The sequence below is a fragment of the Pseudomonas sp. PB105 genome, from assembly GCF_009764655.1.
Classification (GTDB): domain Bacteria; phylum Pseudomonadota; class Gammaproteobacteria; order Pseudomonadales; family Pseudomonadaceae; genus Aquipseudomonas; species Aquipseudomonas cyclaminis.
In genome coordinates this window covers 19,913-45,704 of record NZ_RWIO01000083.1, presented here as the reverse complement: position 1 = coordinate 45,704, position 25,792 = coordinate 19,913, and the positions used below count along the sequence as shown (strand labels likewise).

23 protein-coding genes are annotated in these 25,792 nt (G+C 60.1%); 11 read left to right on the top strand and 12 right to left on the bottom strand.

Annotation, left to right across the window (positions count from 1 at the left end; all coding sequences use genetic code 11):
• Positions 1-31 precede the first annotated feature (31 nt).
• Positions 32-781 (top strand): sulfite exporter TauE/SafE family protein, encoded by a 750-nt coding sequence (locus EJD88_RS19860; protein ID WP_099586807.1) that lies wholly within the window; start codon positions 32-34, stop codon positions 779-781.
• Here EJD88_RS19860 and EJD88_RS19855 read toward each other — a convergent pair.
• On the bottom strand, positions 771-1,652 hold the full coding sequence (locus tag EJD88_RS19855; RefSeq protein ID WP_158878813.1) for a LysR family transcriptional regulator: 882 nt from the start codon (positions 1,650-1,652) through the stop codon (positions 771-773). The genes EJD88_RS19860 and EJD88_RS19855 overlap by 11 nt on opposite strands.
• Before the next feature lie 70 nt (positions 1,653-1,722).
• Here EJD88_RS19855 and EJD88_RS19850 point away from each other — a divergent pair, with 70 nt between their 5' ends.
• Complete coding sequence (locus EJD88_RS19850; RefSeq protein ID WP_244653888.1) at positions 1,723-1,929, top strand: DUF1127 domain-containing protein; 207 nt, start codon at positions 1,723-1,725, stop codon at positions 1,927-1,929.
• A gap of 45 nt (positions 1,930-1,974) precedes the next feature.
• On the top strand, positions 1,975-3,189 hold the full coding sequence (locus tag EJD88_RS19845) for a winged helix-turn-helix domain-containing protein (RefSeq protein WP_158878811.1): 1,215 nt from the start codon (positions 1,975-1,977) through the stop codon (positions 3,187-3,189).
• A gap of 104 nt (positions 3,190-3,293) precedes the next feature.
• On the opposite strand, the gene EJD88_RS19840 is transcribed toward EJD88_RS19845, so the two are convergent.
• Positions 3,294-4,640 carry a class II 3-deoxy-7-phosphoheptulonate synthase gene (locus EJD88_RS19840; protein ID WP_112194251.1) on the bottom strand — a complete coding sequence of 449 codons (1,347 nt, stop codon included), beginning with the start codon at positions 4,638-4,640 and terminating at the stop codon, positions 3,294-3,296.
• A 124-nt stretch (positions 4,641-4,764) separates the two neighbouring features.
• Between EJD88_RS19840 and EJD88_RS19835 the strand changes: the two genes are divergently transcribed.
• Positions 4,765-5,520, top strand: a complete 756-nt coding sequence (locus EJD88_RS19835; protein WP_112194253.1) for a spermidine synthase — start codon at positions 4,765-4,767, stop codon at positions 5,518-5,520.
• Between the two features lie 98 nt (positions 5,521-5,618).
• Here EJD88_RS19835 and EJD88_RS19830 read toward each other — a convergent pair whose 3' ends face one another.
• Positions 5,619-6,410, bottom strand: a complete 792-nt coding sequence (locus EJD88_RS19830) for a crotonase/enoyl-CoA hydratase family protein (RefSeq protein ID WP_099586801.1) — start codon at positions 6,408-6,410, stop codon at positions 5,619-5,621.
• 422 nt (positions 6,411-6,832) lie between these two features.
• Here EJD88_RS19830 and EJD88_RS19825 point away from each other — a divergent pair, with 422 nt between their 5' ends.
• Positions 6,833-8,506, top strand: coding sequence for a DEAD/DEAH box helicase (locus EJD88_RS19825; RefSeq protein WP_027606997.1), 1,674 nt, complete (start codon positions 6,833-6,835; stop codon positions 8,504-8,506).
• An 86-nt stretch (positions 8,507-8,592) separates the two neighbouring features.
• Here EJD88_RS19825 and EJD88_RS19820 read toward each other — a convergent pair whose 3' ends face one another.
• Entirely contained in the window at positions 8,593-9,360 is a 768-nt protein-coding gene (locus EJD88_RS19820; protein WP_158878810.1) for a class III extradiol ring-cleavage dioxygenase, read from the bottom strand.
• Positions 9,361-9,463: 103 nt separating this feature from the next.
• Between EJD88_RS19820 and EJD88_RS19815 the strand changes: the two genes are divergently transcribed.
• Positions 9,464-10,120: a thiopurine S-methyltransferase gene (locus tag EJD88_RS19815; RefSeq protein WP_158878809.1), complete on the top strand. Its 657-nt coding sequence runs from the start codon at positions 9,464-9,466 to the stop codon at positions 10,118-10,120.
• 58 nt (positions 10,121-10,178) lie between these two features.
• Here the strand turns inward: EJD88_RS19815 and htpX are convergent, their stop codons facing one another.
• Both htpX and EJD88_RS19805 read right to left on the bottom strand, forming a co-directional pair.
• The gene (htpX, locus tag EJD88_RS19810) at positions 10,179-11,066 is read right to left on the bottom strand and encodes a protease HtpX (RefSeq protein WP_099586798.1); all 888 of its coding nucleotides are present in this window, start codon (positions 11,064-11,066) and stop codon (positions 10,179-10,181) included.
• A 305-nt stretch (positions 11,067-11,371) separates the two neighbouring features.
• Positions 11,372-12,583, bottom strand: coding sequence for a pyridoxal phosphate-dependent aminotransferase (locus EJD88_RS19805; protein ID WP_017136168.1), 1,212 nt, complete (start codon positions 12,581-12,583; stop codon positions 11,372-11,374).
• A 202-nt stretch (positions 12,584-12,785) separates the two neighbouring features.
• Here EJD88_RS19805 and msrB point away from each other — a divergent pair, with 202 nt between their 5' ends.
• The 3 genes from msrB to EJD88_RS19790 all read left to right on the top strand — a co-directional run bounded on the left by msrB (position 12,786) and on the right by EJD88_RS19790 (position 14,284).
• Entirely contained in the window at positions 12,786-13,178 is a 393-nt protein-coding gene (gene msrB, locus EJD88_RS19800) for a peptide-methionine (R)-S-oxide reductase MsrB (RefSeq protein WP_158878808.1), read from the top strand.
• A gap of 132 nt (positions 13,179-13,310) precedes the next feature.
• Entirely contained in the window at positions 13,311-13,796 is a 486-nt protein-coding gene (locus EJD88_RS19795; protein WP_099586796.1) for a glutathione peroxidase, read from the top strand.
• The gene (locus EJD88_RS19790; RefSeq protein WP_158878807.1) at positions 13,793-14,284 is read left to right on the top strand and encodes a MarR family winged helix-turn-helix transcriptional regulator; all 492 of its coding nucleotides are present in this window, start codon (positions 13,793-13,795) and stop codon (positions 14,282-14,284) included. The genes EJD88_RS19795 and EJD88_RS19790 overlap by 4 nt, the downstream gene beginning before the upstream one ends.
• Here EJD88_RS19790 and EJD88_RS19785 read toward each other — a convergent pair.
• Positions 14,238-16,547 carry a response regulator gene (locus tag EJD88_RS19785; protein WP_158878806.1) on the bottom strand — a complete coding sequence of 770 codons (2,310 nt, stop codon included), beginning with the start codon at positions 16,545-16,547 and terminating at the stop codon, positions 14,238-14,240. The genes EJD88_RS19790 and EJD88_RS19785 overlap by 47 nt on opposite strands.
• A 163-nt stretch (positions 16,548-16,710) precedes the next feature.
• On the opposite strand from EJD88_RS19785, the gene EJD88_RS19780 reads away from it, so the two are divergent.
• Positions 16,711-17,601: an ATP-binding protein gene (locus EJD88_RS19780; RefSeq protein WP_099586793.1), complete on the top strand. Its 891-nt coding sequence runs from the start codon at positions 16,711-16,713 to the stop codon at positions 17,599-17,601.
• The gene (locus EJD88_RS19775; protein WP_112194267.1) at positions 17,598-18,080 is read left to right on the top strand and encodes a GAF domain-containing protein; all 483 of its coding nucleotides are present in this window, start codon (positions 17,598-17,600) and stop codon (positions 18,078-18,080) included. The genes EJD88_RS19780 and EJD88_RS19775 overlap by 4 nt, the downstream gene beginning before the upstream one ends.
• Before the next feature lie 27 nt (positions 18,081-18,107).
• On the opposite strand, the gene EJD88_RS19770 is transcribed toward EJD88_RS19775, so the two are convergent.
• From EJD88_RS19770 to EJD88_RS19750, 5 genes are all read right to left on the bottom strand, one after another.
• Complete coding sequence (locus tag EJD88_RS19770) at positions 18,108-21,743, bottom strand: transporter substrate-binding domain-containing protein (protein ID WP_158878805.1); 3,636 nt, start codon at positions 21,741-21,743, stop codon at positions 18,108-18,110.
• An 8-nt stretch (positions 21,744-21,751) separates the two neighbouring features.
• The gene (locus EJD88_RS19765; protein WP_099586790.1) at positions 21,752-22,372 is read right to left on the bottom strand and encodes a response regulator transcription factor; all 621 of its coding nucleotides are present in this window, start codon (positions 22,370-22,372) and stop codon (positions 21,752-21,754) included.
• A 256-nt stretch (positions 22,373-22,628) separates the two neighbouring features.
• The gene (locus EJD88_RS19760) at positions 22,629-23,024 is read right to left on the bottom strand and encodes a response regulator (RefSeq protein ID WP_099586789.1); all 396 of its coding nucleotides are present in this window, start codon (positions 23,022-23,024) and stop codon (positions 22,629-22,631) included.
• A gap of 171 nt (positions 23,025-23,195) precedes the next feature.
• Positions 23,196-24,527, bottom strand: a complete 1,332-nt coding sequence (locus EJD88_RS19755) for a deoxyguanosinetriphosphate triphosphohydrolase (protein WP_099586788.1) — start codon at positions 24,525-24,527, stop codon at positions 23,196-23,198.
• Positions 24,528-24,598: 71 nt separating this feature from the next.
• The gene (locus tag EJD88_RS19750) at positions 24,599-25,762 is read right to left on the bottom strand and encodes an EAL domain-containing protein (RefSeq protein ID WP_099586787.1); all 1,164 of its coding nucleotides are present in this window, start codon (positions 25,760-25,762) and stop codon (positions 24,599-24,601) included.
• Positions 25,763-25,792 lie beyond the last annotated feature (30 nt).

The window sequence follows — 25,792 nt, the reverse complement described above, 5'->3', positions numbered from 1 at the left end:
ATGCGAGGCCTGGATTATGGAGTAATGAGCGGTGTGGGATTTAGCGATGTACCTCGTATTGGGCGCGGCCTTGGGCACAGTGGGCGGGCTGTTTGGCATCGGCGGCGGGCTGATTGCGATCCCGGTGCTCGGCGTATTGTTTGGCCTGGATCAACAGATCGCCCAAGGCACCGCGCTGGTGATGGTGGTGCCAAACGTGATGCTCGCCCTGTGGCGTTATCACCAGCGCAACCGGATTGAACTGCGTCACGCGCTGCCGCTGGGCATCACGGGTTTCAGCTTTGCCTGGTTGGGCTCGATCTGGGCAGTGGGCCTGGATGCAGGGGCGATGCGGATTGGCTTCATTGCGTTTCTGGTGGCGTTGTCGGCCTACAACCTGTTGCGCATGTTCACCCGCAACGCACCGCCGACCGCGCAGATGCGTTATTCCTGGCCCTGGCTGGGCGTGCTGGGCGCCGCGTCCGGCTCCATGGGCGGCTTGTTTGGTGTAGGCGGGGCCGTGGTGGCCACGCCGGTGCTGACCAGTGTGTTCGGCACTACCCAAGTGGTCGCCCAAGGCTTGTCTCTGGCCTTGGCCCTGCCCAGCACCGGCGTGACCCTGGTCACCTACGCCTGGCACCACGAAGTGGATTGGATGATCGGCATACCCCTGGCAGTGGGTGGCCTGCTCAGTATCAGTTGGGGCGTGAAAGTTGCCCATGCCTTGCCCGAGCGTTTGTTGCGTGGCCTGTTCTGCGGCTTCCTGGTGGTGTGCGCGGTGATGCTGACCTTTAAACTCTGAAGCCTTCCAGAATGTACTCGGCCAGGCATTCGGTGATCGGCGAGGTGATGTGCGGGTTGCGCAGCAAGTGCAGATTCATCGACGGCAGCGGTGGGAACCCCTCGTCGCTGCCGAGTATGCGCAAGTCGTCGGTCACCAGGCTTTCCATGCAGATCATCGCGGCGAGGCCGGCACTCACCACCGCCTGGATCGCCGCGACGTTGGTGCTGTGGTACGCCAGGCGATAGTCCCGGCCGCAGGCATCCAGTGCGGCACGGGTCCACTGCGTATACAGGCAGTCGTCGCCGGAAACCGCCAGGGGCACGGCGTCGTGTTCCTCCACGCAGAAGCACGGCGCTGCAGCCCAGACCATCCGCTCAGTGCGCAACAGTTCGCCGATTTCTTTGCCGGGCTCGCGGCTGATCACGGTCAGCGCCAGGTCCCGCCGCTGCATCAGCACCGTTGACGACTCGCAATGCAGCTCGATCTGGATCAGCGGGTACGCCTTGGAAAATTGCTTGAGGATCCCCGGCAGGAAGCGCATCACATAGTCGTCTGGCGTGCCGATCCGCACCAGCCCCACCATATGCGGCTCGCGCAGGGTGTTGAACACCTCGCTGTGCAGTTTCAGGATGCGCCGCGCATAACCCAGCAGCACCTGGCCCTCGGGTGTCAGTCGCACCTGCCGGCCATCGCGCTCGAACAGCTTGCGCTGCAACACGTCTTCTTCCAGACGCTTCATCTGCATGCTTACTGCCGATTGAGTGCGGTTGACCAGCTCGCCAGCGCGGGTAAAACCGCCCTGGTCAGCGATGGCAACGAAGGTACGCAGCACTTCAGTGTCGATGCTCGGGTAGCCGGACAATTGATCAATCTCCGGGATGTGTTGCATAAGAAACATTCGTTGGATTGATCATAGTGCCCCGCACACACTGGCGTCATCCCCAAGGGAGGGCGAGAAGATGAAAGGTCAGAAAGGTTACGTGTTGATGGCGAAGCATCCGTTTGCCGGGTTGTTTCAAAGGATTGCCCGCTGGCAGGCATTGCGCTACGAACGCCAGATGCTGGCGAGCATGAGCGATGATGCGCTCAAGGACATCGGCCTCAGCCGCGCCGATGTGGAACAGGAAACCCATCGGCATTTCTGGGAAGACCCGCTGCGAAAATGACCCGGGATGCAGTAGGGTAGGTCGCGAGCCCTCAAGGAGTTTTCCATGCCCGCCGACCTGTCCTTTTCACTCAAGCAAGCTCGACGCATGGCGCTGGCGGCTCAGGGTTTTTCCGGGCGCCAGCCGCCTGCGCAGATCAAGGCCGCGCACCTCAACCGATTGATCGACCGCTTGGGCGTGTTGCAGATTGATTCGGTCAACGCCGTGGTGCGTTCTCATTACCTGCCGCTGTTTTCCCGCCTGGGTCACTATTCCCCTTTACTGCTTGAGGAGGCTGCCTGGAGCCAGGGCCGGCGGCGTTCGCTGTTCGAATACTGGGGGCATGAAGCCTCGCTATTGCCCATGGCGTTGTACCCATTGATGCGGTGGCGCATGGTGCGGGCGCAGCAGGGCCAGGGCATTTATGCGCAGATGGCGCGTTTTGGGCGCGAGCAGCAGGCCATCATTCAGCGTGTGCTCAAGACCGTTGAACAACAGGGCGCACTCGGCGCCGGCAGCCTGTCCACCCGTGAGGAGCGCGCCGGCCCCTGGTGGGACTGGAGTAATGAAAAGCACGCGCTGGAATGGTTGTTTGCTGCCGGGCTGGTCACCGTGGCCGGTCGACGCGGTTTCGAGCGCCTTTACGACTTGCCCGAGCGCGTCATGCCCGCTGACATTCTCCAGCAAGCCCCGTTGGCTGAAGCCGAGGCCCAGCGCGGGTTGTTGCTGCACAGTGCCACCGCCCTGGGGGTCAGCACTGAAAAAGATTTGCGTGATTACTTTCGCCTCGACCCTGCCGACAGTCGCGCTCGCTTGGCTGAGCTGGTGGAGAACGGCCAATTGCTGACCTGCCGGGTTCAGGGCTGGAAGCAGTCGGCATATTGCCTGCCGGAGCCAAAAACGCCGCGCAACGTACCGGCCAGCGCCTTGCTGTCGCCCTTTGACTCGTTGATCTGGGAACGCGCCCGCACTGAACGCCTGTTCGATTTCCGTTACCGACTGGAGATCTACACCCCGCAAGACAAACGGGTGTATGGCTATTACGTGCTGCCGTTTTTGCACAACGAGCGGATCGCCGCCCGCGTCGACCTGCGGGCCGAACGCGCCAATGGGCGCTTGGCGGTGCATGCGGTGCACGAGGAAGAGCCTGGGCTGGATGAGGAGGGGATGCTGGCGCTGGCGCAGCATCTGCGGCAAATGGCGCAATGGTTGGGGCTTGAGCAGGTGCAGCTCAATTGCCAGCGGCCAAGTGCCGCTCGGCTGCGGCTTGCTGGGCTCTAGGGCCCCATCGGGGGCAAGCCCCCTCCCACATTTGGATTTGTGAACGCAGTCAAACTGTGGGAGGGGGCTTGCCCCCGATGGCCTCAGTCCTGTCAGCCTAAATCTCAGCGCTTGACCTGTTTCAAGGTCTCGGCAATCAGAAACGCCAGCTCCAGCGACTGATCGGCATTCATCCGTGGGTCGCAATGGGTGTGATAGCGGTCCGACAAGCCATCCTCGGTAATCGGCCGCGCGCCGCCGATGCACTCGGTGACGTTCTGCCCGGTCATCTCGATATGAATTCCGCCGGCGTAGCTGCCCTCGGCCTGGTGCACCTGGAAGAATTCTTTCACTTCGCCGAGGATCTGCGCAAAGTCGCGGGTCTTGTAGCCGCTGCTGGCCTTGATGGTGTTGCCATGCATCGGGTCCGAGCTCCACAGCACCTGCTTGCCCTCGCGCTGTACGGCGCGGATCAGGTTGGGCAGGTGGTCGCCGACCTTGCCTGCGCCCATGCGGGCGATCAGGTTCAAGCGGCCTGGGTCGTTGTCCGGGTTGAGGATGTCGATCAGGCGGATCAGGTCGTCGGGGTTCATGCTCGGGCCGACCTTGACCCCGATCGGGTTGTTTACGCCGCGCAGAAACTCGACGTGGGCGCCATCCAACTGGCGGGTGCGGTCGCCGATCCACAGCATATGGGCCGAACAGTCGTAGTAGTCGTTGGTCAGGCTGTCACGGCGTACGAAAGCTTGTTCGTAGTTCAGCAGCAGCGCTTCGTGGGCGGTGAAGAAGCTGGTTTCGCGCAGTTGCGGCGAGCTGTCCATGCCGCAGGCACGCATGAAGGCCAGGGTTTCGTCGATGCGGTCCGCCAGTTGGCTGTACTTCTCGGCCAGCGCGGAGTTGGCGATAAAGTCCAGGTTCCACTGATGAACCTGGTGCAGGTCGGCGAAACCGCCCTGGGCGAAGGCGCGCAGCAGGTTGAGGGTGGCGGTGGACTGGTGGTACGACTGCAACAGGCGGTCCGGGTCGGGTACGCGGCTTTTTTCGTCAAAGCCGATGCCGTTGACGATATCGCCACGGTAGGCGGGCAGGGTGATGCCGTCGATGGTCTCGTCGTTGGATGAGCGCGGCTTGGCGAACTGGCCGGCCATGCGCCCGACTTTCACCACCGGGCAGCCGGCGGCGAAGGTCATCACAATCGCCATCTGCAACAACACCTTGAAGGTGTCGCGGATTTTCGCCGCAGAAAACTCAACGAAGCTTTCGGCGCAGTCACCGCCTTGCAACAGGAAGGCGCGACCCTGAGTCACTTCGGCAAACTGGCGGCGCAACTCACGGGCTTCCCCGGCAAACACCAGCGGCGGGTAGCTGGCCAGGTTCTGCTCCACCCGCAACAGGTGTGCGGCGTCCGGGTACTGGGGTTGTTGCTGGATCGGCAGGGCGCGCCAGCTGTCGGGGCTCCAGGGTTGGCTCATCATGAACTCGATTGGTTGATTGACGGTCGGGCGCCAATGTTATCAGCAATTAGTGCGTGACCTGCTGCTGCCGGTTGGCCGACAATCGCGCCTTTGGCGTAGAGCAAACCCGTTAGGAGTAGTGATGACAGAGGAGCGTGTCGAGCGCCTGCTGGCCGAGGTCCATGATGACTTCGGCATGATCCGTGTGCTCGAAGTGGCCGATTACCGGTTTCTCGAATTCGGCGACGCCATCGAGCAGAGCTGCGTGTTCACCGCCGATCCGAGCTGGCTGGAGTACGACTACACCCGCGCGATGCTGATCGGCGCGTTGTGCCATGAACAGCCGGAAAGCGCGTTGTTCCTCGGTCTCGGCGCTGGCACGTTGACCCAGGCGTGCCTGAAGTTCTTGCCCCTGGAAGACGTCGAAGCCATCGAGCTGCGCCCGGACGTACCACGTCTGGCCATCGAGTACCTGGGGTTGGACGATGATCCGCGCCTGTACATCCGCATCGGCGACGCCCTGGAATTGCTGGAGACTGCCGAATCGGCCGACCTGATTTTCGTCGACCTTTATACCGATGTCGGCCCAGGCGTCGGGCACCTGGCCTGGACCTTCCTGGAAAACTGCCAGAAAAAGCTCAACCCCGGTGGTTGGCTGGTGATCAACCAGTGGGCGACTGACGACGGTAAACCACTGGGCGCGGCGTTGTTGCGTGGGCTGTATCACCGGCATTACTGGGAGCTGCCGGTGAAGGAGGGCAATGTGATTTTGCTGGTGCCTTCGGAGTTGGATCAGGTGCTGGATCTGGCTGCGCTTTCTAATCGGGCTGAAGTGTTGGCGCCGCGTCTGGGGTATTCGTTGCAGCCGTTGATCAAGGCGATTCGGCCGGCTACTTAGTTGTCTGTGCTGACGTCATCGGGGGCAAGCCCCTTCCCACATTGGACCGCATTCTCCTGTGGGAGGGGGCTTGCCCTGATGGCGCCGGAGTTGCCCACTCATATGCCTTTGAATACCCCCGGCCGCTTCTCGATCATCGCCCGTACACCTTCCTTGGCATCTGCACTGTTGAACAGCTTGTCGACCATCGGCGGCAAGGCGGCGGCGGCCACGGTCTCACCCTCCATGCGCGCCAGTCGCGCCGACATCAAGGTAGCCTGCACGCCCAGCGGAGCCTGGCGCGCAATGCGGTTGGCCAGTTCAATGGCGCGGGGCAGCAAGTCTTCGCTGGCCATCACTTCCTGCACCAGACCCAGGCGCAGGGCTTCATGGGCGTCGAACTCATCGCCAGTGAGCAGCCAGCGCATGGCGTTGCCCCAGCCGGCGATCTGATGGAAGCGCAATGTCGCACCGCCAAACGGAAAGATCCCACGTTGTACTTCCATCTGCGCAAAGCGCGTGTTGCTCGCACAGAGGTTGATATCCGCTGCCAGCATCAATTCGATACCGATGGTCAGGCAGTAGCCTTGGGCGGCGACGATCACCGGTTTGCTTACCCGCGGACCCGCGAACACGCCCCACGGATCGCAGCCCCCCAGCGGCGGTTGCCAGCCGCCGGCCATCACGGCGCTGACATTGGCCAGGTCCAGCCCGGCGGTGAAGTGGTCGCCGTGGGCAAAGACGACAGCGACCCGCGCAGCGTCGTTTCGATCAAATTCGCCATACGCCAGGCTCAGCTCATTGAGCAAATCCAGGTCAAAGGCATTGCGCTTGGCCACCCGGTCCAGGCCCAACAGCAGGACATGGCCCTGGAGTTCACGGCTGACGCGGCTGCTGCTGGCTTGATTCATCGGGTGTGCCCTCGGGCGCAGGGAAGGATTTCAGACCAAAGGTCTCGAACATTGGGTGAATCGTTTAAGCGTTATCACCAACAGGGCCGGGCCTTTGAAAAATAGACCCTGGCCGGCTTATCTGCAAAGACTGTGACGCAGCGCGGTTTATCGGCGCTTTGCGATAAAAAAAGCTCCCTTTTTCAGGTATTTCCGGTATAGTGCGCGCCGGCCTTTAACCGGGCCGCGTTTAGGTAGCGCAATTCCCCGAAGTCAGCTTCGGCTGCACGTCCGCACAGCGGACTCTCCCTTGACGAATCTTTTTCATTCATTCGTTTTCGCAAATCCCCGCCGACAAAGCAGCCAGGGCGACTCTTGAGTCTCAACACGGCATGCGCAGCTTTGGAGCATGGGTCTTTGCGGATGCACTTAGAGGCAGACCCATGACCCAGGAAACCGGCGGCTTCGCCGCTTTTAATCTTAACCCGAACATTCTTGCTGCCGTCATTGCGACCGGCTACGAAGAACCTTCGGCGATTCAGCAGCAATCGATCCCGATCATCATGGCCGGCCAGGACATGATTGGCCAGGCGCAAACCGGTACCGGTAAAACCGCCGCGTTCGCCCTGCCTATCCTGCACTGCATCGATCCTGCCAAGCGCGAGCCGCAAGCCCTGATCCTGGCGCCAACCCGTGAGTTGGCGCTGCAAGTAGCAACCGCTTTTGAAACCTACGCCAAGCAAATGCCAGGCGTTACCGTTGTTGCCGTTTACGGCGGCGCGCCGATGGGCCCGCAACTGAAAGCCATCCGTAATGGCGCTCAGATTGTTGTGGCGACCCCAGGCCGCCTGTGCGACCACCTGCGTCGCGACGAAAAAGTACTGTCGACCGTGAACCACCTGGTTCTCGACGAAGCTGACGAAATGTTGAAGCTGGGCTTCATGGATGACCTGGAAGTCATCTTCAAGGCGCTGCCACCGACCCGTCAGACCGTACTGTTCTCGGCCACTCTGCCACAGTCGATCCGTGCCATTGCCGAACGCCACCTGCGCGATCCGCAACACGTGAAGATCCAGACCAAGACTCAGACCGTTACCGCGATCGAACAGGCTCACCTGTTGGTTCACGCTGACCAGAAGACCTCGGCTGTATTGAGCCTGCTGGAAGTCGAAGACTTCGATGCCCTGATCATGTTCGTGCGTACCAAGCAAGCGACCCTGGACCTGGCAAGTGCCCTGGAAGCCAAAGGCTACAAAGCCGCTGCGCTGAACGGTGACATCGCCCAGAACCAACGCGAGCGCGTGATCGACTCCCTCAAGGATGGCCGTCTGGACATCGTTGTAGCGACCGACGTAGCCGCTCGTGGTCTCGACGTTCCACGTATCACCCACGTGTTCAACGTTGACATGCCTTACGATCCAGAGTCCTACGTTCACCGTATCGGCCGTACCGGCCGTGCAGGTCGCGAAGGTCGTGCACTGTTGCTGGTGACTCCACGTGAGCGCCGCATGCTGCAAGTGATCGAGCGTGTAACCGGTCAGAAAGTTGCCGAAGTCCGCCTGCCGGATGCCCAGGCTGTTCTCGATGCCCGCATCAAGAAACTGACCAACAGCCTGTCGCCACTGGTGGCTGACGCTGAATCGACCCACGGCGACCTGCTGGACCGCCTGACCGCCGATATCGGCTGCACCCCACGTGCCCTGGCTGCAGCTCTGCTGCGCAAGGCAACCAACGGTCAGGCCCTGACCCTGGCAGCCATCGAGAAAGAACGCCCACTGGTACCGAACAACGCGCCACGCGGTGATCGTCCAGAGCGTACTGGCGACCGTCCAGACCGTGGTGATCGTGAGCGTCGTGCTCCGGTTCCATTGGCTGAAGGTCGTGCTCGTTGCCGTACCGCGCTGGGCGCGCGTGACGGTATCGCTGCCAAGAACCTGCTGGGCGCTATCCTCAACGAGGGTGGCCTGGCACGTGAAGCCATCGGTCGCATCCAGGTCCGTGACAGCTTCTCCCTGGTGGAGCTGCCGGAAGACGGTCTGGAAAAGCTGCTGACCAAACTGAAAGACACTCGCGTTGCCGGTAAGCAGCTGAAGCTGCGTCGCTACCGCGAAGATTGATCCGCCCTTGGGCTGATTGATCGCACATAAAAAATCCCCGACTGGTTCGGGGATTTTTTTTGCGTCGCTGTTTTAACCATTACGAGTTAGCCGAAGCGGTAAATGTCCATGCCCAGCGCGCCCATGGTGAAACCTTGGTGCGCGATGCTGAAACCCCCGCCCGCACCACGCGCAAAGTAGAGCGGCAACAGGTGTTCATCGCTTGGATGGCTGCGAACTGCGTAGGGCGCTTGGCGGCGATAGTCGTGCAGTGCGGCTTCGTCGTTGGCAACAAGCTTCTCCACGACCCAGTCGCGGAAACCCCTCGCCCAAGGCTCGATGCTTTCAGGCCCGGCGTGCCAGTCCAGTTCGCCCAGGTTGTGAGTGATACTGCCGGAACCGATCAGCAGAACACCTTGCTCGCGCAAGCTGGCCAAGGCATGGCCGACTTGTGTCTGCAGGGCAGGGCCCATGTGGCTGGGCAGGGACACCTGCACCACCGGGATATCCGCGGCGGGGTACATCAGCGACAGCGGCACCCAAGTGCCGTGGTCGAAAGGGCGCTGGTCGTCAATGCGCGCATTCAGGCCATCGGCGTGTAACAGTTGGACAATCTCGCGGGCCAGTTGCGGGTCGCCCGGCGCCGGGTACTGCACGGCAAACAGTTCACGGGGGAAGCCGCCGAAGTCGTGCCAGGTTTCCGGTGTGGCGCTGCCGCTGACAAGCAAATCCTGGCTTTCCCAATGCGCCGACACCACCACTATTGCCTTCGGGCGGGGCAGCTCGGCCGCCAGGCGTTGCAGCGCCGGGCCGCTGGCGCCAGGTTGCAGGGCGAGCATGGGCGAACCGTGTGAGATAAACAGGCTGGGGAACATAAGGGGGGTCCTGAGCGTTAACATGGGCCCATCTTCAATCAGATCATTGATCTAAATCTAATATAAGTTTTAGTGCCTTTTGATCGAGATTTCTGGGGGATCCATGGAACCTAAGTTTTGGCAGGAGCGCTGGGCGCGCAATCAGATCGGCTTCCATCGGTCCGAGGTCAACCCTTACCTGCAGCGGCACTGGCTTTCGTTGGGGCTTGCTGAGGGGGCCAAAGTACTGGTGCCGCTGTGTGGCAAAAGCCTGGACTTGATGTGGCTGGCCAGCCACGGCTATCGCGTGCTCGGCGTTGAACTGTCGGAGCAAGCGGTTGAAGCCTTCTTCAGTGAGCAGAACCTGACGCCGCGAACCACTCGGCACGGCGCGTTCAAGGTGTACCAGGCGGATTTGATCGAAGTGTGGTGCGGTGATTTCTTCGCCCTGGACGCTGAGGTGCTGGCTGATTGCACTGCGCTCTACGACCGCGCCGCCCTGATCGCCTTGCCACCGCTGATGCGCGCGCAGTACGCCGAGCATCTGAACAGCCGCTTGCGCCCAGGCTGCCAAGGATTGCTCATCACCCTCGACTACGACCAGACGCAAAAGGCCGGCCCGCCGTTTGCCGTGACGGATGACGAGGTGAAGGTGCTGCTGGAAGCGCACTGGAGCCTGCAGGTGATCGAGGAGCAAGACATTCTTGGTGAGAGCTGGAAGTTCGTGCAGGACGGCGTCACAGGCTTGGACGAGCGCGTCTACAAAATGGCGTGGGTATAAAGGGGCGCCCACAAAAAAGGGGCGATCCGATCGCCCCTTTTTTTTGCATTACCGGGTATCAGCCCCGACGACGTAGCGCGTCAATACGCTCTTCCAGCGGTGGGTGGCTCATGAACATGCGCGCCAGGCCCTGCTTGATGCCGCCGTTGATGCCGAAGGCGGTCAGGCTGTCAGGCATGTGCACCGGCAGGCCCTGTTCGGAGCGCAGGCGTTGCAGCGCACTGATCATTGCGCTGGTGCCCGCCAGGCGTGCGCCGGCTTCGTCTGCCCGGAACTCGCGTTTGCGCGAGAACCACATCACGATCGCACTGGCCAGGAAGCCCAGTACCACTTCGGCAAAGATGGTCGCCACGAAGTAGGCGATACCGCGACCGCCTTCGTTCTTGAAGATCACCTTGTCGACAAAATTGCCGATGATCCGCGCAAAGAACATCACGAAGGTGTTCACCACGCCTTGCACCAATGCCAGGGTGATCATGTCGCCGTTGGCAACGTGGCCAATCTCGTGCGCGAGTACTGCCTTTACTTCATCGGGTGAGAAACGTTCGAGCAAGCCCTGGCTGACGGCCACGAGCGCGTCGTTCTTGTTCCAGCCCGTTGCAAAGGCGTTGGCCTCATAAGCAGGGAAAATCCCGACTTCGGGCATTTTGATACCTGCCTCTTGGGACAACTGCTCCACGGTTTGCATCAGCCATTGTTCATGGCGAGTGCGTGGTTGGGTGATGACCTGGGTGCTGGTGCTCATCTTCGCCATCCACTTGGAGATGAACAGCGAGAACAGCGAGCCGGCAAAACCAAAGACCGCACAGAAAATCAGCAGCTGATTGAGGTTCAGATCAACCCCGTTGGCCGCCATGAACCCGTTGAAGCCGAAAAGGCTCAGGGTGATGCTGGCAATCAGCACGACCGCCAGGTTGGTGGCCAAGAACAGCAGGATGCGCATCATGGTTGTAGAGTTCTCCTCATGCTTAATATGTCGCTTACTGCGGGGTATATAAGGTGCGGCATGGGGTGATTCAACCGAGCGACTATTTCAAACTGTGTCCTACAGCTCGAATGTAGAGTCTTGAAGGGATTTTCCGACCGGGAATGCTACCCCTTACAAGCCGTTCATGGTCTTGTGGCCCAACAATTATAGGGGGCTTGAGGCCATAGAGCGGCACGGGCGGTATGAGGGGAGGGGTAAAGACAGAGAAGTGTTGCCAGATAATCGCTGTACGACCGAATGTCGGTCGTACAGCGCCATATCCCCTACTGGCGATAGGACTTGAGGAAATTGCCGATACGTCCAATCGCCATGTCCAGGTCATCCACACGCGGTAAGGTAACCACGCGGAAGTGATCCGGCCACGGCCAGTTGAACGCGGTGCCCTGCACCACCAGCAGTTTTTCCGACAGCAGCAAGTCGAGCACGAACTTCTCGTCGTTGAGGATCGGGCACACCTTCGGGTCGATCCGTGGGAACGCGTACAACGCACCCATGGGTTTCACGCAGCTCACGCCCGGGATCGCGTTGAGCAGTTCCCACGTGCGGTTGCGCTGCTCCAGCAGGCGGCCCTGGGGCAGAACCAGGTCATTGATGCTCTGGTAGCCGCCCAGTGCGGTCTGGATTGCGTGTTGGCTCGGCACGTTGGCACACAGGCGCATGTTGGCCAGCATGTCGATACCTTCGATGTAGCTCTGGGCGTTGTGCTTGGGACCGGAGATGGCGATCCAGCCGGAGCGGAAGCCCGCCACGCGGTAGGACTTGGACAGGCCGTTGAAGGTCAGGCACAGCAGGTCCGGCGCCAGGGAGCCCGTGCAGATATGGACCGCATCGTCGTAGAGAATCTTGTCGTAGATCTCGTCGGAGAACACCACCAGGTTGTGCTGGCGGGCCAGTTCGAGCATGCCCAGCAGCACTTCTTTAGAGTAAACCGCGCCGGTAGGGTTGTTCGGGTTGATGATCACCAGTGCCTTGGTGTTCGGGGTGATCTTGGCCTTGATGTCGGCCAGGTCCGGGAACCAATCGGCGCCCTCGTCGCACAGGTAGTGCACCGGGTGGCCACCGGCCAGGGTCACGGCGGCGGTCCACAGTGGATAGTCCGGTGCTGGTACCAGCACTTCGTCGCCGTTGTTGAGCAGCGCCTGCATGGACATCACGATCAGCTCGGACACGCCATTGCCCAGGTAGATGTCTTCGATGCCGACACCTTCAACCTGCTTCTGCTGGTAGTACTGCATCACCGCCTTGCGTGCGCTGAACAGGCCCTTGGAGTCGCTGTAGCCCTGTGCGGTAGGCAGGTTGCGGATCACGTCCTGGAGGATTTCGTCCGGCGCTTCGAAACCAAAGGGCGCCGGGTTGCCAATGTTCAGCTTGAGGATGCGATGGCCTTCCTCTTCCAGGCGCTTGGCGTGCTTGAGCACTGGGCCGCGAATGTCATAGCAGACGTTGGCGAGCTTGTTCGATTTGCTGACCTGCATGGCGATGTGATCCTGAAAATGAACGATCCAGACGGTGTGGACACTACCGTACTGTGAAACCTGCGGGGCCCGCACCCATAAATACGTTTGAATGCCGATAGCGCGGGTGCCAGACTGGCGTTTTGAAGAGGCGCAATCATACGTGCCGCCTGATCCATGGAAAAGACACAGATCAGGCTTTTTCAGTTGCCGAGGTGTACCGATGGATAAGTTGCAGAAAACCGTTGAAGAGTGGAAAGCCATGCTCGATCCCGAGCAGTACAACGTGTGCCGGCTCAAAGGTACCGAGCGCCCGTTCAGCGGCAAGTACAACGACACCAAGACCGGCGGCGTGTACCACTGCATCTGCTGCAATGAGCCGCTGTTCGACTCCGCCACCAAATTTGATTCCGGCTGCGGCTGGCCGAGCTTTTACGCGCCGATTGCCGACAGCGCGATGATCGAGATCCGTGACGTCAGCCACGGCATGATCCGCACCGAAGTCACCTGCGCCAAGTGTGATGCGCATCTAGGCCACGTGTTCCCGGATGGTCCGCCGCCGACCGGTCTGCGTTATTGCATCAACTCGGTGTGCCTGGACCTGGTCCCGCGCTGAGTCCTCGTGGTGAGGGAGCCTGCTCCCTCATCCCGTGCCCATAAGGCACTATCATTCCGATCAATTCAATTGCACACAATTGAATCGCCTACTATCTTTCTCCTTCTTCTCCCTTTTTCTTGAGGCACTGCCATGAGCGACAACCTGCTGAGCATCCCTTGCACCACCATCAAAGGTGAGCAAAAGACCTTGGCCGATTTCGCCGGCAAGGCCGTGCTGGTGGTCAACACTGCCAGCAAGTGCGGTTTCACCCCGCAGTACAAGGGGCTGGAACAGCTTTGGCAGCAATACAAGGATCAGGGCTTGGTGGTGCTGGGCTTTCCCTGCAACCAGTTCGGCAAGCAGGAGCCGGGTGACGAAGGCGCGATCTCAGAATTCTGCGAGCTGAATTTCGGTGTCAGCTTCCCGTTGTTCAAGAAGATCGACGTGAATGGCAGCGATGCCCATCCACTGTTCGTGCAACTGAAAAAACAGGCGCCGGGCCTGCTGGGTTCCAAAGGCATCAAGTGGAACTTCACCAAGTTCCTCATCGGCCGCGACGGCCAGGTGGTCAAGCGCTTTGGCCCCACCACCAAGCCGCAGGACCTGACCCAAGAGATCGAAGCCCTGCTCAAATGATCCAGCCGCCCGCCGTGTCCCTGGCCCTGGACAACCAGCTGTGTTTCAAGCTCTACGCTGCTTCCAGGGCTGTTACACGCGCCTATAAGCCGATGCTCGACCAATTGGGCCTGACCTATCCGCAATATGTGGTGATGCTGGTGTTGTGGGAGTGGCACGACACGCCAACGTCGCAACCAACAGTCAAAGCCCTGGGCGAACGCCTGATGCTCGACTCGGGTACGTTGACGCCCTTGCTCAAGCGTCTGGAGCAACTTGCGCTGGTGCGGCGCCGGCGCAGTGCCCAGGATGAGCGGGAGGTTCACCTGAGCCTGAGTGACAGCGGCGTACAGCTGCGTGATCAGACCCTCGCCCTGAAAACCCGGTTGCTGTGCGCCAGTGGGGTTGACCTGAACCAGGCTGACGCCTTGCGTGACGGTCTGGATCAGTTGCTGGCGCAGATCAGAGCGTTGTCGTCCGAGGCACCCACAGGTCCAGCAGGGCATTGAGTTCTTCGCGGCGGAACGGTTTGGCCAGGTAGTCATTCATGCCCGCCGCACGGCACCGCTCGCGCTCCTCGGACAGGGCGTTGGCGGTCAACGCGACAATCGGCAGGTCCGGCCAGCGCCCGCTGCGGCGAATCTGTCGGCTGGCTTCATAGCCATCCATCACCGGCATGTTGCAGTCCATCAGCACCAGGTCGAAGGGTTGCTCTTCGAGGAGTTTGAGCGCTTCGCCGCCATGGGGCGCCACAATCACCTCGCAGCCCAGTTTGCTGAGCATGCCCTTGGCCACCAGTTGATTGACCGGGTTGTCCTCCACCAGCAGGATGCGCGCGCGATGCGCGAGGGGGGCCGCATCCAGCTGGATCGGATCAAGGATCAACTGCGTGCCTCTGTGCATGTTGCGCAGCAGGATCTGATACAGCGCGGTGCGGCTCAAAGGACGCGCCTGTTGGTGCAGGGGTACCAGCGCTGCCACTTCCTCGCTGGGCATGAAATTGCCATAGGCCGTCACCAGCAAAATGGGCGCGGTAATGCCCGGCCGTATGCGGAACAGGCATTCCGGGCAATCGGTAATCAGCAGGTCAGGCGTTTGCCCGCTCAAATCGTCATCCATGGTGAAACAACGCGGTGTCAGCCCCCAACTGGGCAGCAGTGTGGTGAGCAACTCCGTCAGGCCGCCGCCAGCGCTGGTGATGGCGATGACCTGGCCGCTCAGCGGCGGCGGCTGCACGGCGGGCAAATGGGTGGTCAGCGGCAGGTCTGCGCAGAATTGGCTGCCAAAGCCCACCTCCGAGCTGATACTCAACCGTCCCTTCATGGCTTCACAGAGGTTGTGGGTCAGCGCCAGACCCAGGCCCGTCCCGCCAAACTGGCGAGTGATACCGGCACCGGCCTGGGTGAACGGTTGGAAGATCTTCACCTGGGCATCCTGCGCAATGCCGATGCCGGTATCGCAGACTTCAATACGCACGCCGCCGTCGTGGGTGTGCAGGCGCACATCAACGCGACCGAAGCGTGTGAACTTGAGGGCGTTGGACAGTAAGTTGCTGACGATCTGCCGCACACGGGTCGGGTCGCCCAGTACCTGGGCCGGAAACTGCGGGTCGATCAGGCACGTCAGTTCCACGCTCGGCGCTGCGTTCTGTGACAAGAGGTTCGCGGTGTCTTCCACCAGCGCGCCGAGGTCGAACGGGATGCGCTCCAGCTCCAACTGCCCGGCATCAAACTTGGACAGGTCGAGAATATCGTTGAGCAACTCCACCAGCACTTTGCCCGAGTCATGGGCGATAGACAGTTGCTGGCGTTGCTCGGCGTTCAACGGGCTGTCCAGCGACAGCGCGATCATGCCCAGCAGGCCGTTGAGCGGGGTGCGGATTTCGTGGCTCATGTTTGCGAGGAAAGCCGCCCGGGCCTGAGCCATGGCCAATGCATTCATCTTTGCCGCTTCGAGCTCATTGTTGGTCTGGGTCAGGCGCTGGTTGCTGGCCTTGAGTTCGAGGGTGCGAGCGGAGACGATGTCCTCCAGTTGCCCCAGGTATTCCGTCAATCGGTCTTCGGCGTGACGGCGTTGCTGGATTTCGGTTTCCATGTTTTCGAATTGCTGGTTGGCGACATTCACCAACACGCCGATTTCATCGTGCTCATGCCCCGGCGGGCAATCCAGGCGGGCCTGCTTGCGGGTGCTCAGTTCACGGATAATGCGCACCAGCGGTTGAGTCAGCATCACATAGAACAGGCCCAGCAGAATCCCGGTCAGCAGCAGGCTGCGGGCAAATCCGTTGAGCAGGGTGATCTCGGCGCGGCGTAGGAACCGGCTGCCAAAAGCGTAGGTGTCGACATCCAGACGTAGTACGCCCAGTGACTCGTTAGGCATGTGGCTCAGGAACAGTTGGTCTTCGAACTGGCGGTTGGCGCCAAACATGAAGTCACTGATAGGCCGGTAAGTGCTTTCCTTGCGTGGCCGGTCGACATCGGCGAGTACCACGCCGTTGTTGTCGATCAACTGCGCGCGAATGATGGCTGGGGAGTGCAACAGGCCGCGGGTCAGCTCCTGGGCCAGTTCCGCATCGATGTTGTAGGCAATACGTGACGCCGGGTTATGGCTGATTTCGATCAGCGAGCGTATTTCACGGTTGATGGATGCGTCTTCACTGGCATAATCAATGCCGATTTGGATCAGGCTGAGCAAGGTTCCCAAGACGAAACCGACCAGCACAGTCAATCTGGCTTGTTTAAAAGACAAGCGGTGGGCGAATTTGATATCCATCGAGTGTTGAACCACTTCACGTTTCCCTTCGCCCGGCAAGCATAGCTGAACATCCACAGGCTCAGGCTTGCCCGGCATAAATCGTTTTTTACGCAGCCCCAAGCGGTCTGTCGCAGGGTTGCCAATACGCCATCTTTTACAAGAACTTGCCAGAGGAATAATCGTGGACTCTCGATTGAATGCCTTTCTGGAGCGGGCCGATGCAGTGCTCGCTCGTCTGGAACCCTTGTTGCCCGCGCCACGCCAAGCCATCGACTGGAACCATTGCCTGGCCGCCCGTTGGCAGCGTGAAGGCCGCAGTGGTTTCCTGTTGCCCCTGGATGTGAGCCTGGACATGCGCCTGTCCGACCTGATTGGCGTGGACAAGCAACGTGAAACACTGGCGCGCAACACTCAGCAGTTTCTGGATGGGCTGCCCGCCAACCATGCGTTGCTGTGGGGTTCGCGCGGTACCGGTAAATCGTCCATGGTGCGCGCGTTGCTCGCCCAGCATGCCGAGGCCGGTTTGCGCCTGATCGAAATCGAGCGTGACCACCTGGCCGACTTGCCCCGTGTGGTTGAGCAACTGCTCAAGCTGCCGCAGCGTTTCATCCTGTTTTGTGACGACCTGTCGTTCGAGGCCGGCGAGGGCGACTACCGGGTACTCAAGAGCGTACTGGATGGCTCCCTGGAACAGGCGCCTGAAAACGTCCTGTTGTATGCCACGTCCAACCGCCGTCACTTGGTGCCGGAAAACCAGAGCGACAACGACAATTGGAAGCGCGTGGATGGCGAACTGCACCCCAGTGAGGCGGTGGAAGACAAGATTGCCCTGTCCGACCGTTTTGGCTTGTGGCTGTCGTTTTACCCGTTCACCCAGGAGCATTTTCTGGATGTGGTCGAGCACTGGATCGGTGAGCTGGCGAACAAGGCGGGTTTGCAGTGGCAGCGCGATGAAGCCCTCGACATTCTGGCCGTGCGCTGGGCGACCGGGCGCGGCAACCGCAACGGCCGTTGCGCGTATCAATTCGCCCGTTATTGGGTGGGCCTCAAATTATTGGAGCGTCAACCATGATCGATTTACAACAAGCCGGCACCGGTCTCGGTGGCTATGCCCTGCTGTGTGCCCAGTTGGAGTCGCTGCTGGCGGATGAACGCGATTTCATCGCCAACAGCGCGCAGTTCTCCGCTTTCCTGTTTAGCCAGTTGGATGACCTGAACTGGGCCGGCTTTTACCTCAACCGCAATGAAGAGCTGGTACTCGGCCCATTCCAGGGGCAGATCGCGTGTGTGCGTATTCCGTTTGGCCGAGGGGTCTGCGGTGCCGCTGCGGCCTCGCGGCAAACCCAACGGGTGGAAGATGTGCACGCGTTCCCCGGGCATATCGCTTGTGACAGCGCGTCCAACAGCGAACTGGTGGTGCCACTGGTCAAGGACGGCAAGTTGATTGGCGTCCTCGACCTCGATAGCCCCTTGCTGGCCCGCTTTACCCCTCAGGACCAGGCGGGAATCGAACATCTGGCGGCGATCTTCCTGCGCTTGACCGACTGCTGATCAAGCAGGGGGGCGCAGCACGCCCCCTTACTGACCCTCCATCCCGTCAAGCTGCACCTGCAGCATCCTCTCCATCTCCAGCATCAGCTTTTCCAGGGATTTCACACCCGCATTGATCAGGTGTCGTTCATCGCCGTGGGCACAGGTCTGTTCAAGGGCTTCGCAGTGCGAGGCCAGCGTACTGGCTTGAACGATGCGGGCAGCGCCCTTGATCTTGTGAGCCTGTTCGATGATGTTCTGGGCCGGGGCCTGCGCAGCCATCAGTGCGACCAACTCTTGGCGATCCTGACGGCTGCTTTTCAGTAGCTCTTCCAGCAAGCGACGGCTCATGTGCGGGTCGCCACCGGTAAGGTTCTCGAAATTGCCGAGGTCCAGGATCATGTGGGTGGGTTGCGGACTGATCTTTGCCAGTTGCCGTTCCAGCGCCGTGAGGCTAATGGGTTTGAACAGGCAGTCGTTCATGCCTGCTTCTGCGCAGCGATGCTTCTCCTCGGGCTGTGCATTGGCGGTGAAGCCCAGCACGACGCAGGGCTTCAGGTGTTCGCGTTGTTCATATTCGCGGATTGAGCGACTCAACTCGTAGCCGTTCATGATGGGCATGTTGCAATCGGCGATCACCAGATCGAAGTGCTCCTGGCGCCACGCCTGGAAACCGGTGGCCCCGTTCTGGGCGGCAGTGAACTGGTGGCCCAGGAAACCGAGTTGCTGACACATCAGCAAACGGTTCGCCGGGTGATCGTCCACCACCAGCACATTGAGCACGGTCGCGCTTGCAGGCGCCTCGGATTTGAGTTCGTCCGCCGTCGTCACCGGTTGCAGGCGCGTCATCCTCAGGCTCACATGCACTTGGGTACCCACCATGGGCACGCTGCTCAGGCTCAGTTGCCCGCCCATCATGGCGCACAGGCTGCGACAGATCACCAGCCCCAGGCCTGCGCCGCTCCTGGCCAGTTGCCCGGAATTGTCGGCCTGGGCAAAGGGTTCGAACAGGCGCTTCTGGTCGTCCCGGCTGATACCGATGCCGGTGTCTTCCACCACCAGTTTCATCTCGACCTGTTGCGCCAGCTCAGTGGGTAAGACTTGTACCTTGATTTTTACCTGGCCACGCTCGGTGAACTTGATGGCATTGCTGACCAGGTTCGACAGCACCTGCTTGAAGCGCAGTGGGTCGATCAAGACTTCAGTGTCTTCAAGGTCTGGCGTGAACTCCAGCATCAGGCTGAGGCTCTTTTGACGCGCCAGGCCGTCGAAGACACGCACCACCGACTCGATCACTTCCCGCAGGTTGACGCGCTCCGGTGCCAGGCTCAGGCGCCCGGATTCGATACGCGCGATGTCCAGGATGTCGCCGATCAGTTCCAGCAGATCCTTGGCTGAGTTATAGGCCACTTCGATGGCCGGGCGATCAAGGTGGCCCTGGTCCGCCCGCTTGAGGGTCAGTTCCAGCATGCCGATCACCGCGTTCATCGGTGTGCGGATTTCATGGCTCATGGTCGCGAGGAACGTGCTCTTGGCCCGGTTGGCTTCGTCGGCTCGTTCCTTGGCGGTACGAAGTTCGTCGAACAGCTGGCGTCGCTCACTGATGTCTATCCAGCCACCGATGATGCCCTGAACTTCACCGACCGAGTCACGGTACGGCAGGATCCAGTGGTAGATCGTGAGTTTTTTTCCGCGAATATGCAGGGGACGGTCCAGGATCATCGGTTTGCCTTCGGCCACCACGCGTTGATAGTCGGCATGGTATTGCGCCGCTTCCGTTGCAAGGGCTGTGCTGATCTGGACCGCACTTTTGCCTATCACGTCTTCGCGCTTGACGTCGAACACCTGCAGGTAGCTGTCATTGCAGGTCTGCAGCAGCCCCCTGCTATCACGTACATAGATCGGGTGCGGGGTTTCATTGACCAGTGCGCGCATGAACTCGAACTGATCATTGAGGGCGCGCTCGGCCATTTTCCGGTGACTGATCTGGCGGCGCATGTAAGCGTTCCAGCTCAGGGAAATCAGCAGCAGCAACCCGGTGCCGATGATGATGCGTGCAATGAGTTGGTGATAGTCACGCCAGTAACTGTCTGAGGCGGCGGTATAGCCGCGCCAACGACTGTTGATCACCCCCAGCTCATCCGGGGCGATGCTGAGCAGGGCTTTGTCGAGGATCGAGCTGAGTTCCGTGGCGCTGCGTGACGTCGCCAATCCAAAGGTGGCGGGCATGGTGCCAATGCTGAAGCTGATTTGAACCTTGTCCTGGAACATCTGCGAGGTCAGAAAGTAATTGGCGACCACCAGGGTATTCACGGCGCCCTCCACATGGCCTTGTACGAGCATCTCGGCTGACTTGAAGGTGTCACCGGCTTCTACCAGTTGAATCTTTGGGAACTGCTCGCGCAGGAATTTTTTCAGCGGGCTGCCCTGAGTGATCGCCAGGCGTTTGCCCTCCATTTCCTCCAGACCTGTGGGTGCCTGGCCGTCCTTGCGCGTCAGCATTACGTAGGAGTTTTCCAGGTAAGGGCGGCTGAAGTTGATTTGAGCCTCGCGTTCGACGCTCGGGATGATCGCCCCGATGATGTCCGCTTTGCCTGTCTCGACGTCTTCGATCATTGCGTTCACATCCCGCCCGCGCTGGATCTCGAAGCGCAGCCCGGTGCGCAGGCGAATCAGTTCCAGCAGGTCGGCGGTGACGCCGTGGAAATTGCCATCGGCATCGAAGAACGTCAGCGGCGCAAAGGTGGGGTTCACGATCACCTTGACCACCGGATTGTCTCTGAGCCAGCGTTCCTCGCGCTGCGTCAGTTGCAGCTTCTGGTCGGTCAACAGGATGTCGCTGCCGGCACTCCAGCGCTTGGCGATCGCTTCCCTTTCGGTGGTAGGCACGGCCCTCAGTGCTGCGTCGACGATGCTCAACAGGGTTTGCTGCTCCTGGGGCATCGCAAAGCTGAATCCATAGGCTTCATGTTTGCCGAAGTTCGCCATGCGGATGTTTTTCAGGTAGCCCTTGTTGATCATGTAGTGCGTGGAGATGGTATCGCCGAGAAAAACGTCAGCCTGGTCGAAAGCCACCGCATTCAAGGCGTTTTGATAAGAGGGGTAGGCGCGGATGATCGCCTTGGGGTACAGCTTCTCCACCTCGCCCAGCGGCAGGTAGTGGTAGACCAGTGCCAGACGCATCCCGGCCAGTCCGTCGCTCAGGCTGCGGGTCTCGCCTTCGCGGGTCACCAGCACCGGCCGGTCTGCGGCATAGGGCTCAGACAGGGTCAGGTTGGGGTTTGCCGCTTCAAAACTGTTGGAGGAGCCCAGTAAATCGATATCCCCAGCTTCAAGGGCCCGAATGGCGGCTTCTCGGGAGGGGTAGCGCAATACCTTTATCGGTAAGGCCAATGCCGTGGCCAGGAGGCCGGCGTAGTCCGCGGTGAGTCCCTCGTAGTCGTGCCCGCTGGAGGTCAGGTCAAACGGCGGATAGTCCGGGTATGCCGTTCCCAGCACCAATTCCCGTTTGTTTTGGAGCCATTGGCGCTGGGCCTTGTTCAGGTGGGTTTCCAGTTGCATGGAGTTTGCGCGACTCAATAGGTCGAAATGTTCCGGGCTCGCTGGAGGGGTTGCAGGCACGGCAGTGCTGAAGCACAAACCGGCACTCAATATAATCAAATAGTCCTTTATACGGCTGGGCATCCGCTTTCTCACACTAGCGCGTTTCGTTTTGCCATCTCGATAAGTTCTACCAAAGACTTGGCTTGAAGTTTTTGCATTAACCTCTTTTTGTAGGTGCTTACTGTTTTGTTGCTCAGAAACATGCCTTTGGCGATTTCCTTGTTGGTGCGACCTTGTGCGAAAAGTTGCAATACCATTAACTCGCGATCGTTAACGGCCTTGAACAGTTCAAGCTCCTTGCCGCTTTCGTCATTGGTGTTCAAGGCCTGGCTGGGGAAGTAGTTGTAACCTGACAAGACGGCACGGATGGCGCTCATCAGTTCACTCAGGTCGCCTTCCTTGCACACATAGCCATCGGCACCTGAACGCATGCAGCGGGTGGCAAACAGGGTGGGCGATTGAGCCGTCAGCACCAGGGTTTTCATCGAGGTGTTCATGGCGTTGAACCGGCACAGCACTTCCAGTCCATCGAGTTTCGGAATGCTGATGTCGAGGATGATCAGGTCCGGCATGCATTCGCGGACCATTTGGATGGCGTCGCACCCGTTATCCGTTTCGCCGACGACTTTGAAATTCTCTTCATGTTCCAACAACATTCGTATGGCGAGCCTTATAACCGGGTGGTCATCAATAATAAAAACTGTGTTCATGATCGTATTCCATGCGTGTGCAAATAAAGCGGGCACATTAGCTCAGAAGCTAAGGCAGGAGCATGAACTTGAAGGGGAGTAGGTATAAAACAGGAAAATTCCTACATCAAAAAAGGTAAAGGCCTACCGGCTGATAAGGCGTTGTAGGGCGAAAAGCCTATATTTCGCAGGGGCGTGAACTGAATCGTGGTGCCAGGGATTTTGCGGACGTTATGCGTGCAGTTTTCGACGGGTTTATATGTTTTAAGTCCTACATTTATAGTGTGAGTAATGGCAGGGTCAAACCTGCAAGTTCATCTTTGTTTAATGGCTTCGGCAAGTAGCCGAGCAACGGCAGGCCCCGTTTGAGCGCCAGGGCCTGCAGCGTTGAAAGTTCTGTCACGGGCAGCCCGCTGAGCAGGATGGCGGCCTTGATAAAGCCACGGCGGCTGGCGATTTCAATCAGTTCAAGCCCAGGCAGATCGGGCAGGCACTGATCGCACAGGATAATGTCGAAGGGCGCCTCGGCCTGCGTCATGAAGCGAATCGCCTGTTCGGCGTTTTCCGCCGGGGTCAGATGCTCAAAGCCGAAGCTTTTGAGCAGGCATTGGGTGGCGAGCAATTGAAAGGGGTGATCCTCTACCAACAGGATCCGAAGGGGGTACTTGGGCATAGAAGGCACACGGTGAGTCAAGCGTCGATGGGAGGCACGCAAGAACGGTTCGCCAGATTCGCCCGGAGCGTGCGCGATTATTCCTCGGGTGTTTGTGCGAATTCGATCAGGCCGCTCTGTTCCCGTCGTAGGGCGATTCTCTTCAGGGAACAGGCAACTTGATGCATGACGTTACTGAGGGCTTGAACGCCCGGTCATTTCCCGCGCCATCTCAGTGGCATAGCTGTCGGTCATGCCGGCGATAAAGTCGATCATGCGCAGAAACGAGGCGTGCAGTGGCCAAGCAGGATTCGGTGCATTGTTGCCCAGCAGATCGAGAATGCGCCGGTTCTTGAAGGACGGCGTACGCCCGCCATGCTGCTCCAATGCCGCGCCACAAAAGGCGTTCAGCAGTATTTCCAGCGTGGTGTAGGCGCCAATTTCATGCAAAGTCTTGCGTTTGTCCTGGAAGATCTTCTTGCGCGCCATATCTTTGGCATCCAGCACGCAGCGTTTGGCCGGGCCGTGCATATGCTCCACCAGGTCGCCGGGCAGGGTGCCGGCCAGCAACGCATCCTGCTGTTCGACGAAGGCTCTGGCCGCCGCGTTGGTCAAATGCTCGATGGCCTTGCCGCGCAGTATCGCCAGCTTGCGTCGGCGCGAGTCCTGGGGGCCGAGTTGCCGATAGGTCTGCGGCAGGTCGTCGCCCACCAGATCAAGCAGCAGCGACTCGACTTCGGCGTATTCCAGCAGATCCATTTCCAGGCCGTCTTCCAGGTCGATCAGGGCGTAGCAGATGTCATCCGCGGCTTCCATCAGATAGACCAGTGGGTGACGAGCCCAGCGTTGTTCTTCGAGTTGTGGCAGGCCGAGCTTGTGGGCGATCTGTTCGAGAATCGGCAGCTCGCTCTGGTAGCAACCGAACTTGTGTTTCTTGTAGCCCAGAGCGTCGGCGTGGCGAGCGGTCCAGGGGTATTTCAGGTAAGTGCCCAGGGTGGCATACGTCAGCCGCGTACCGCCGTCGAACTGGTGGTATTCAAGCTGGGTCAGTACCCGGAAACCTTGGGCATTGCCTTCGAAATTGAGGAAGTCATTGCGCTCGGCGCTGCTCATGTCATCCAGCCAGCCGCGCCCGGCTGCCTGTTGGAACCAGTGGCGGATAGCGTCTTCCCCGGAATGCCCGAATGGCGGATTGCCGATGTCGTGGGCCAGGCAGGCCGATTGCACCACCATGCCCAGATCACTCGGGTCGCACCAGTCGGGCAGGGCGCTGCGCAGGGTTTCGCCGACGCGCATGCCGAGGGAGCGGCCCACGCAACTGACTTCCAGGGAGTGGGTCAGGCGGGTGTGGATATGATCGTTGCTGGACACCGGGTGCACTTGGGTCTTGCGGCCCAGGCGGCGAAACGCGCCGGAGAAAATAATGCGGTCATGGTCTTTGTGAAAGGGGCTGCGGCCGAGTTCTTCCGGGCTGTGCAGGGGCTTTCCAAGCCGTTCGCGGGTAAGCAGGGTAGGCCAATCCAAGGCGGGTACTCTCCGTGCGGTGAATGACCCGCCCAGCTTCCCGGTTCCGCCCTGGCGGGGCAAGCGAAAATCTACAACCCGGCCGCGTCGATATCGATTAACAGCAAGCGCTGACCGTTATCGAAGAATTGTCCGGCGGTGAGGCAATACTGGTTGGTGGTGGCGTCGCGATAAGTCGAGGACAACGTCAGGCGCCGCTCGTCCCAACCTTCGGCCAGCAGGTGGTAGAAATACGGGCGCCACGACCAGTTGTGGCCCAGGTAACGGTTGTCGGCTTGCCAGGCGTCATGGCGCCATTCCAGGTTGGGCGTGAGCTGCGTGCCATGCCGGTCGCACTGATAAAAACGCAGCAGCCAGGGGAAATCCGGCAATTGCGGCAACTGGTCAAGCGGCGCCTGGCCCAGGGCCCAGCTTTGCAGGATTTTCATCAACTCGGTCAATTGCTGGCGCAGGTGCATGATGCGCCCACGCTCCGCCAGTTTCTGCTGGACGTATGTCGTGCGCAGTTGGGCAAAGCGCGGTACGAAAGCGTCGGCGGCGAACCAGTCCAACTGTGCCTGGGCAAACAGATAGCCTTGTACATAGCGCGAGCCGCATTCCAGGGCAAAGCTCAGTTGTGCCTCGGTTTCCACGCCTTCGGCAATGATCCAGCAGCCGGTTTTTTCCGCCATCTGAGCCAGTGCCCGCACCACATCACTGCTTGGCCCGCCCTTGGCGGCTTCCTGGAACAGGCGCATGTCCAGCTTGAGGATATCCGGCTGCAACGCCAGTACCCGGTCAAGCTGGGAGTAGCCCGCGCCGAAGTCATCAATCGCGATGCGCGCACCGGCCTGGCGATACCGCGCGACCACATCGGCCAGGCGCTGGATATCACCGCCCAGTTCAGTGATCTCGAACACGATGCGCTGCGGGTCAACTCCATGGGCGTGGATTTGTTTCAGGCTCGGCAGGGCCTGGCCCGGACGCAATCGGTTGATCCAGCGCGGCGAGATGTTGAGGCTCAGAAACCAGTCTTGGGGCGCTTCATGCAGGCGGCTCAAGGCGTTGTCGCGCAGCTGCCGGTCGAGGCGGCGCAAGGTCGTGCCTGGCGTGCGCGGGTCGGCGAACAACGGGCCCACGGACTGCAAGCTGCCGTCGGCCTGGCGCAGGCGTCCCAGTGCCTCTACGCCGGCAATGCGTCCGGTGGCAGTGTCGATAAACGGCTGGAAGCAGGCGAGCGGTTGCCCGTCAATCACAGGGCCTCCTTATGGGAGATAGCGAAAAAA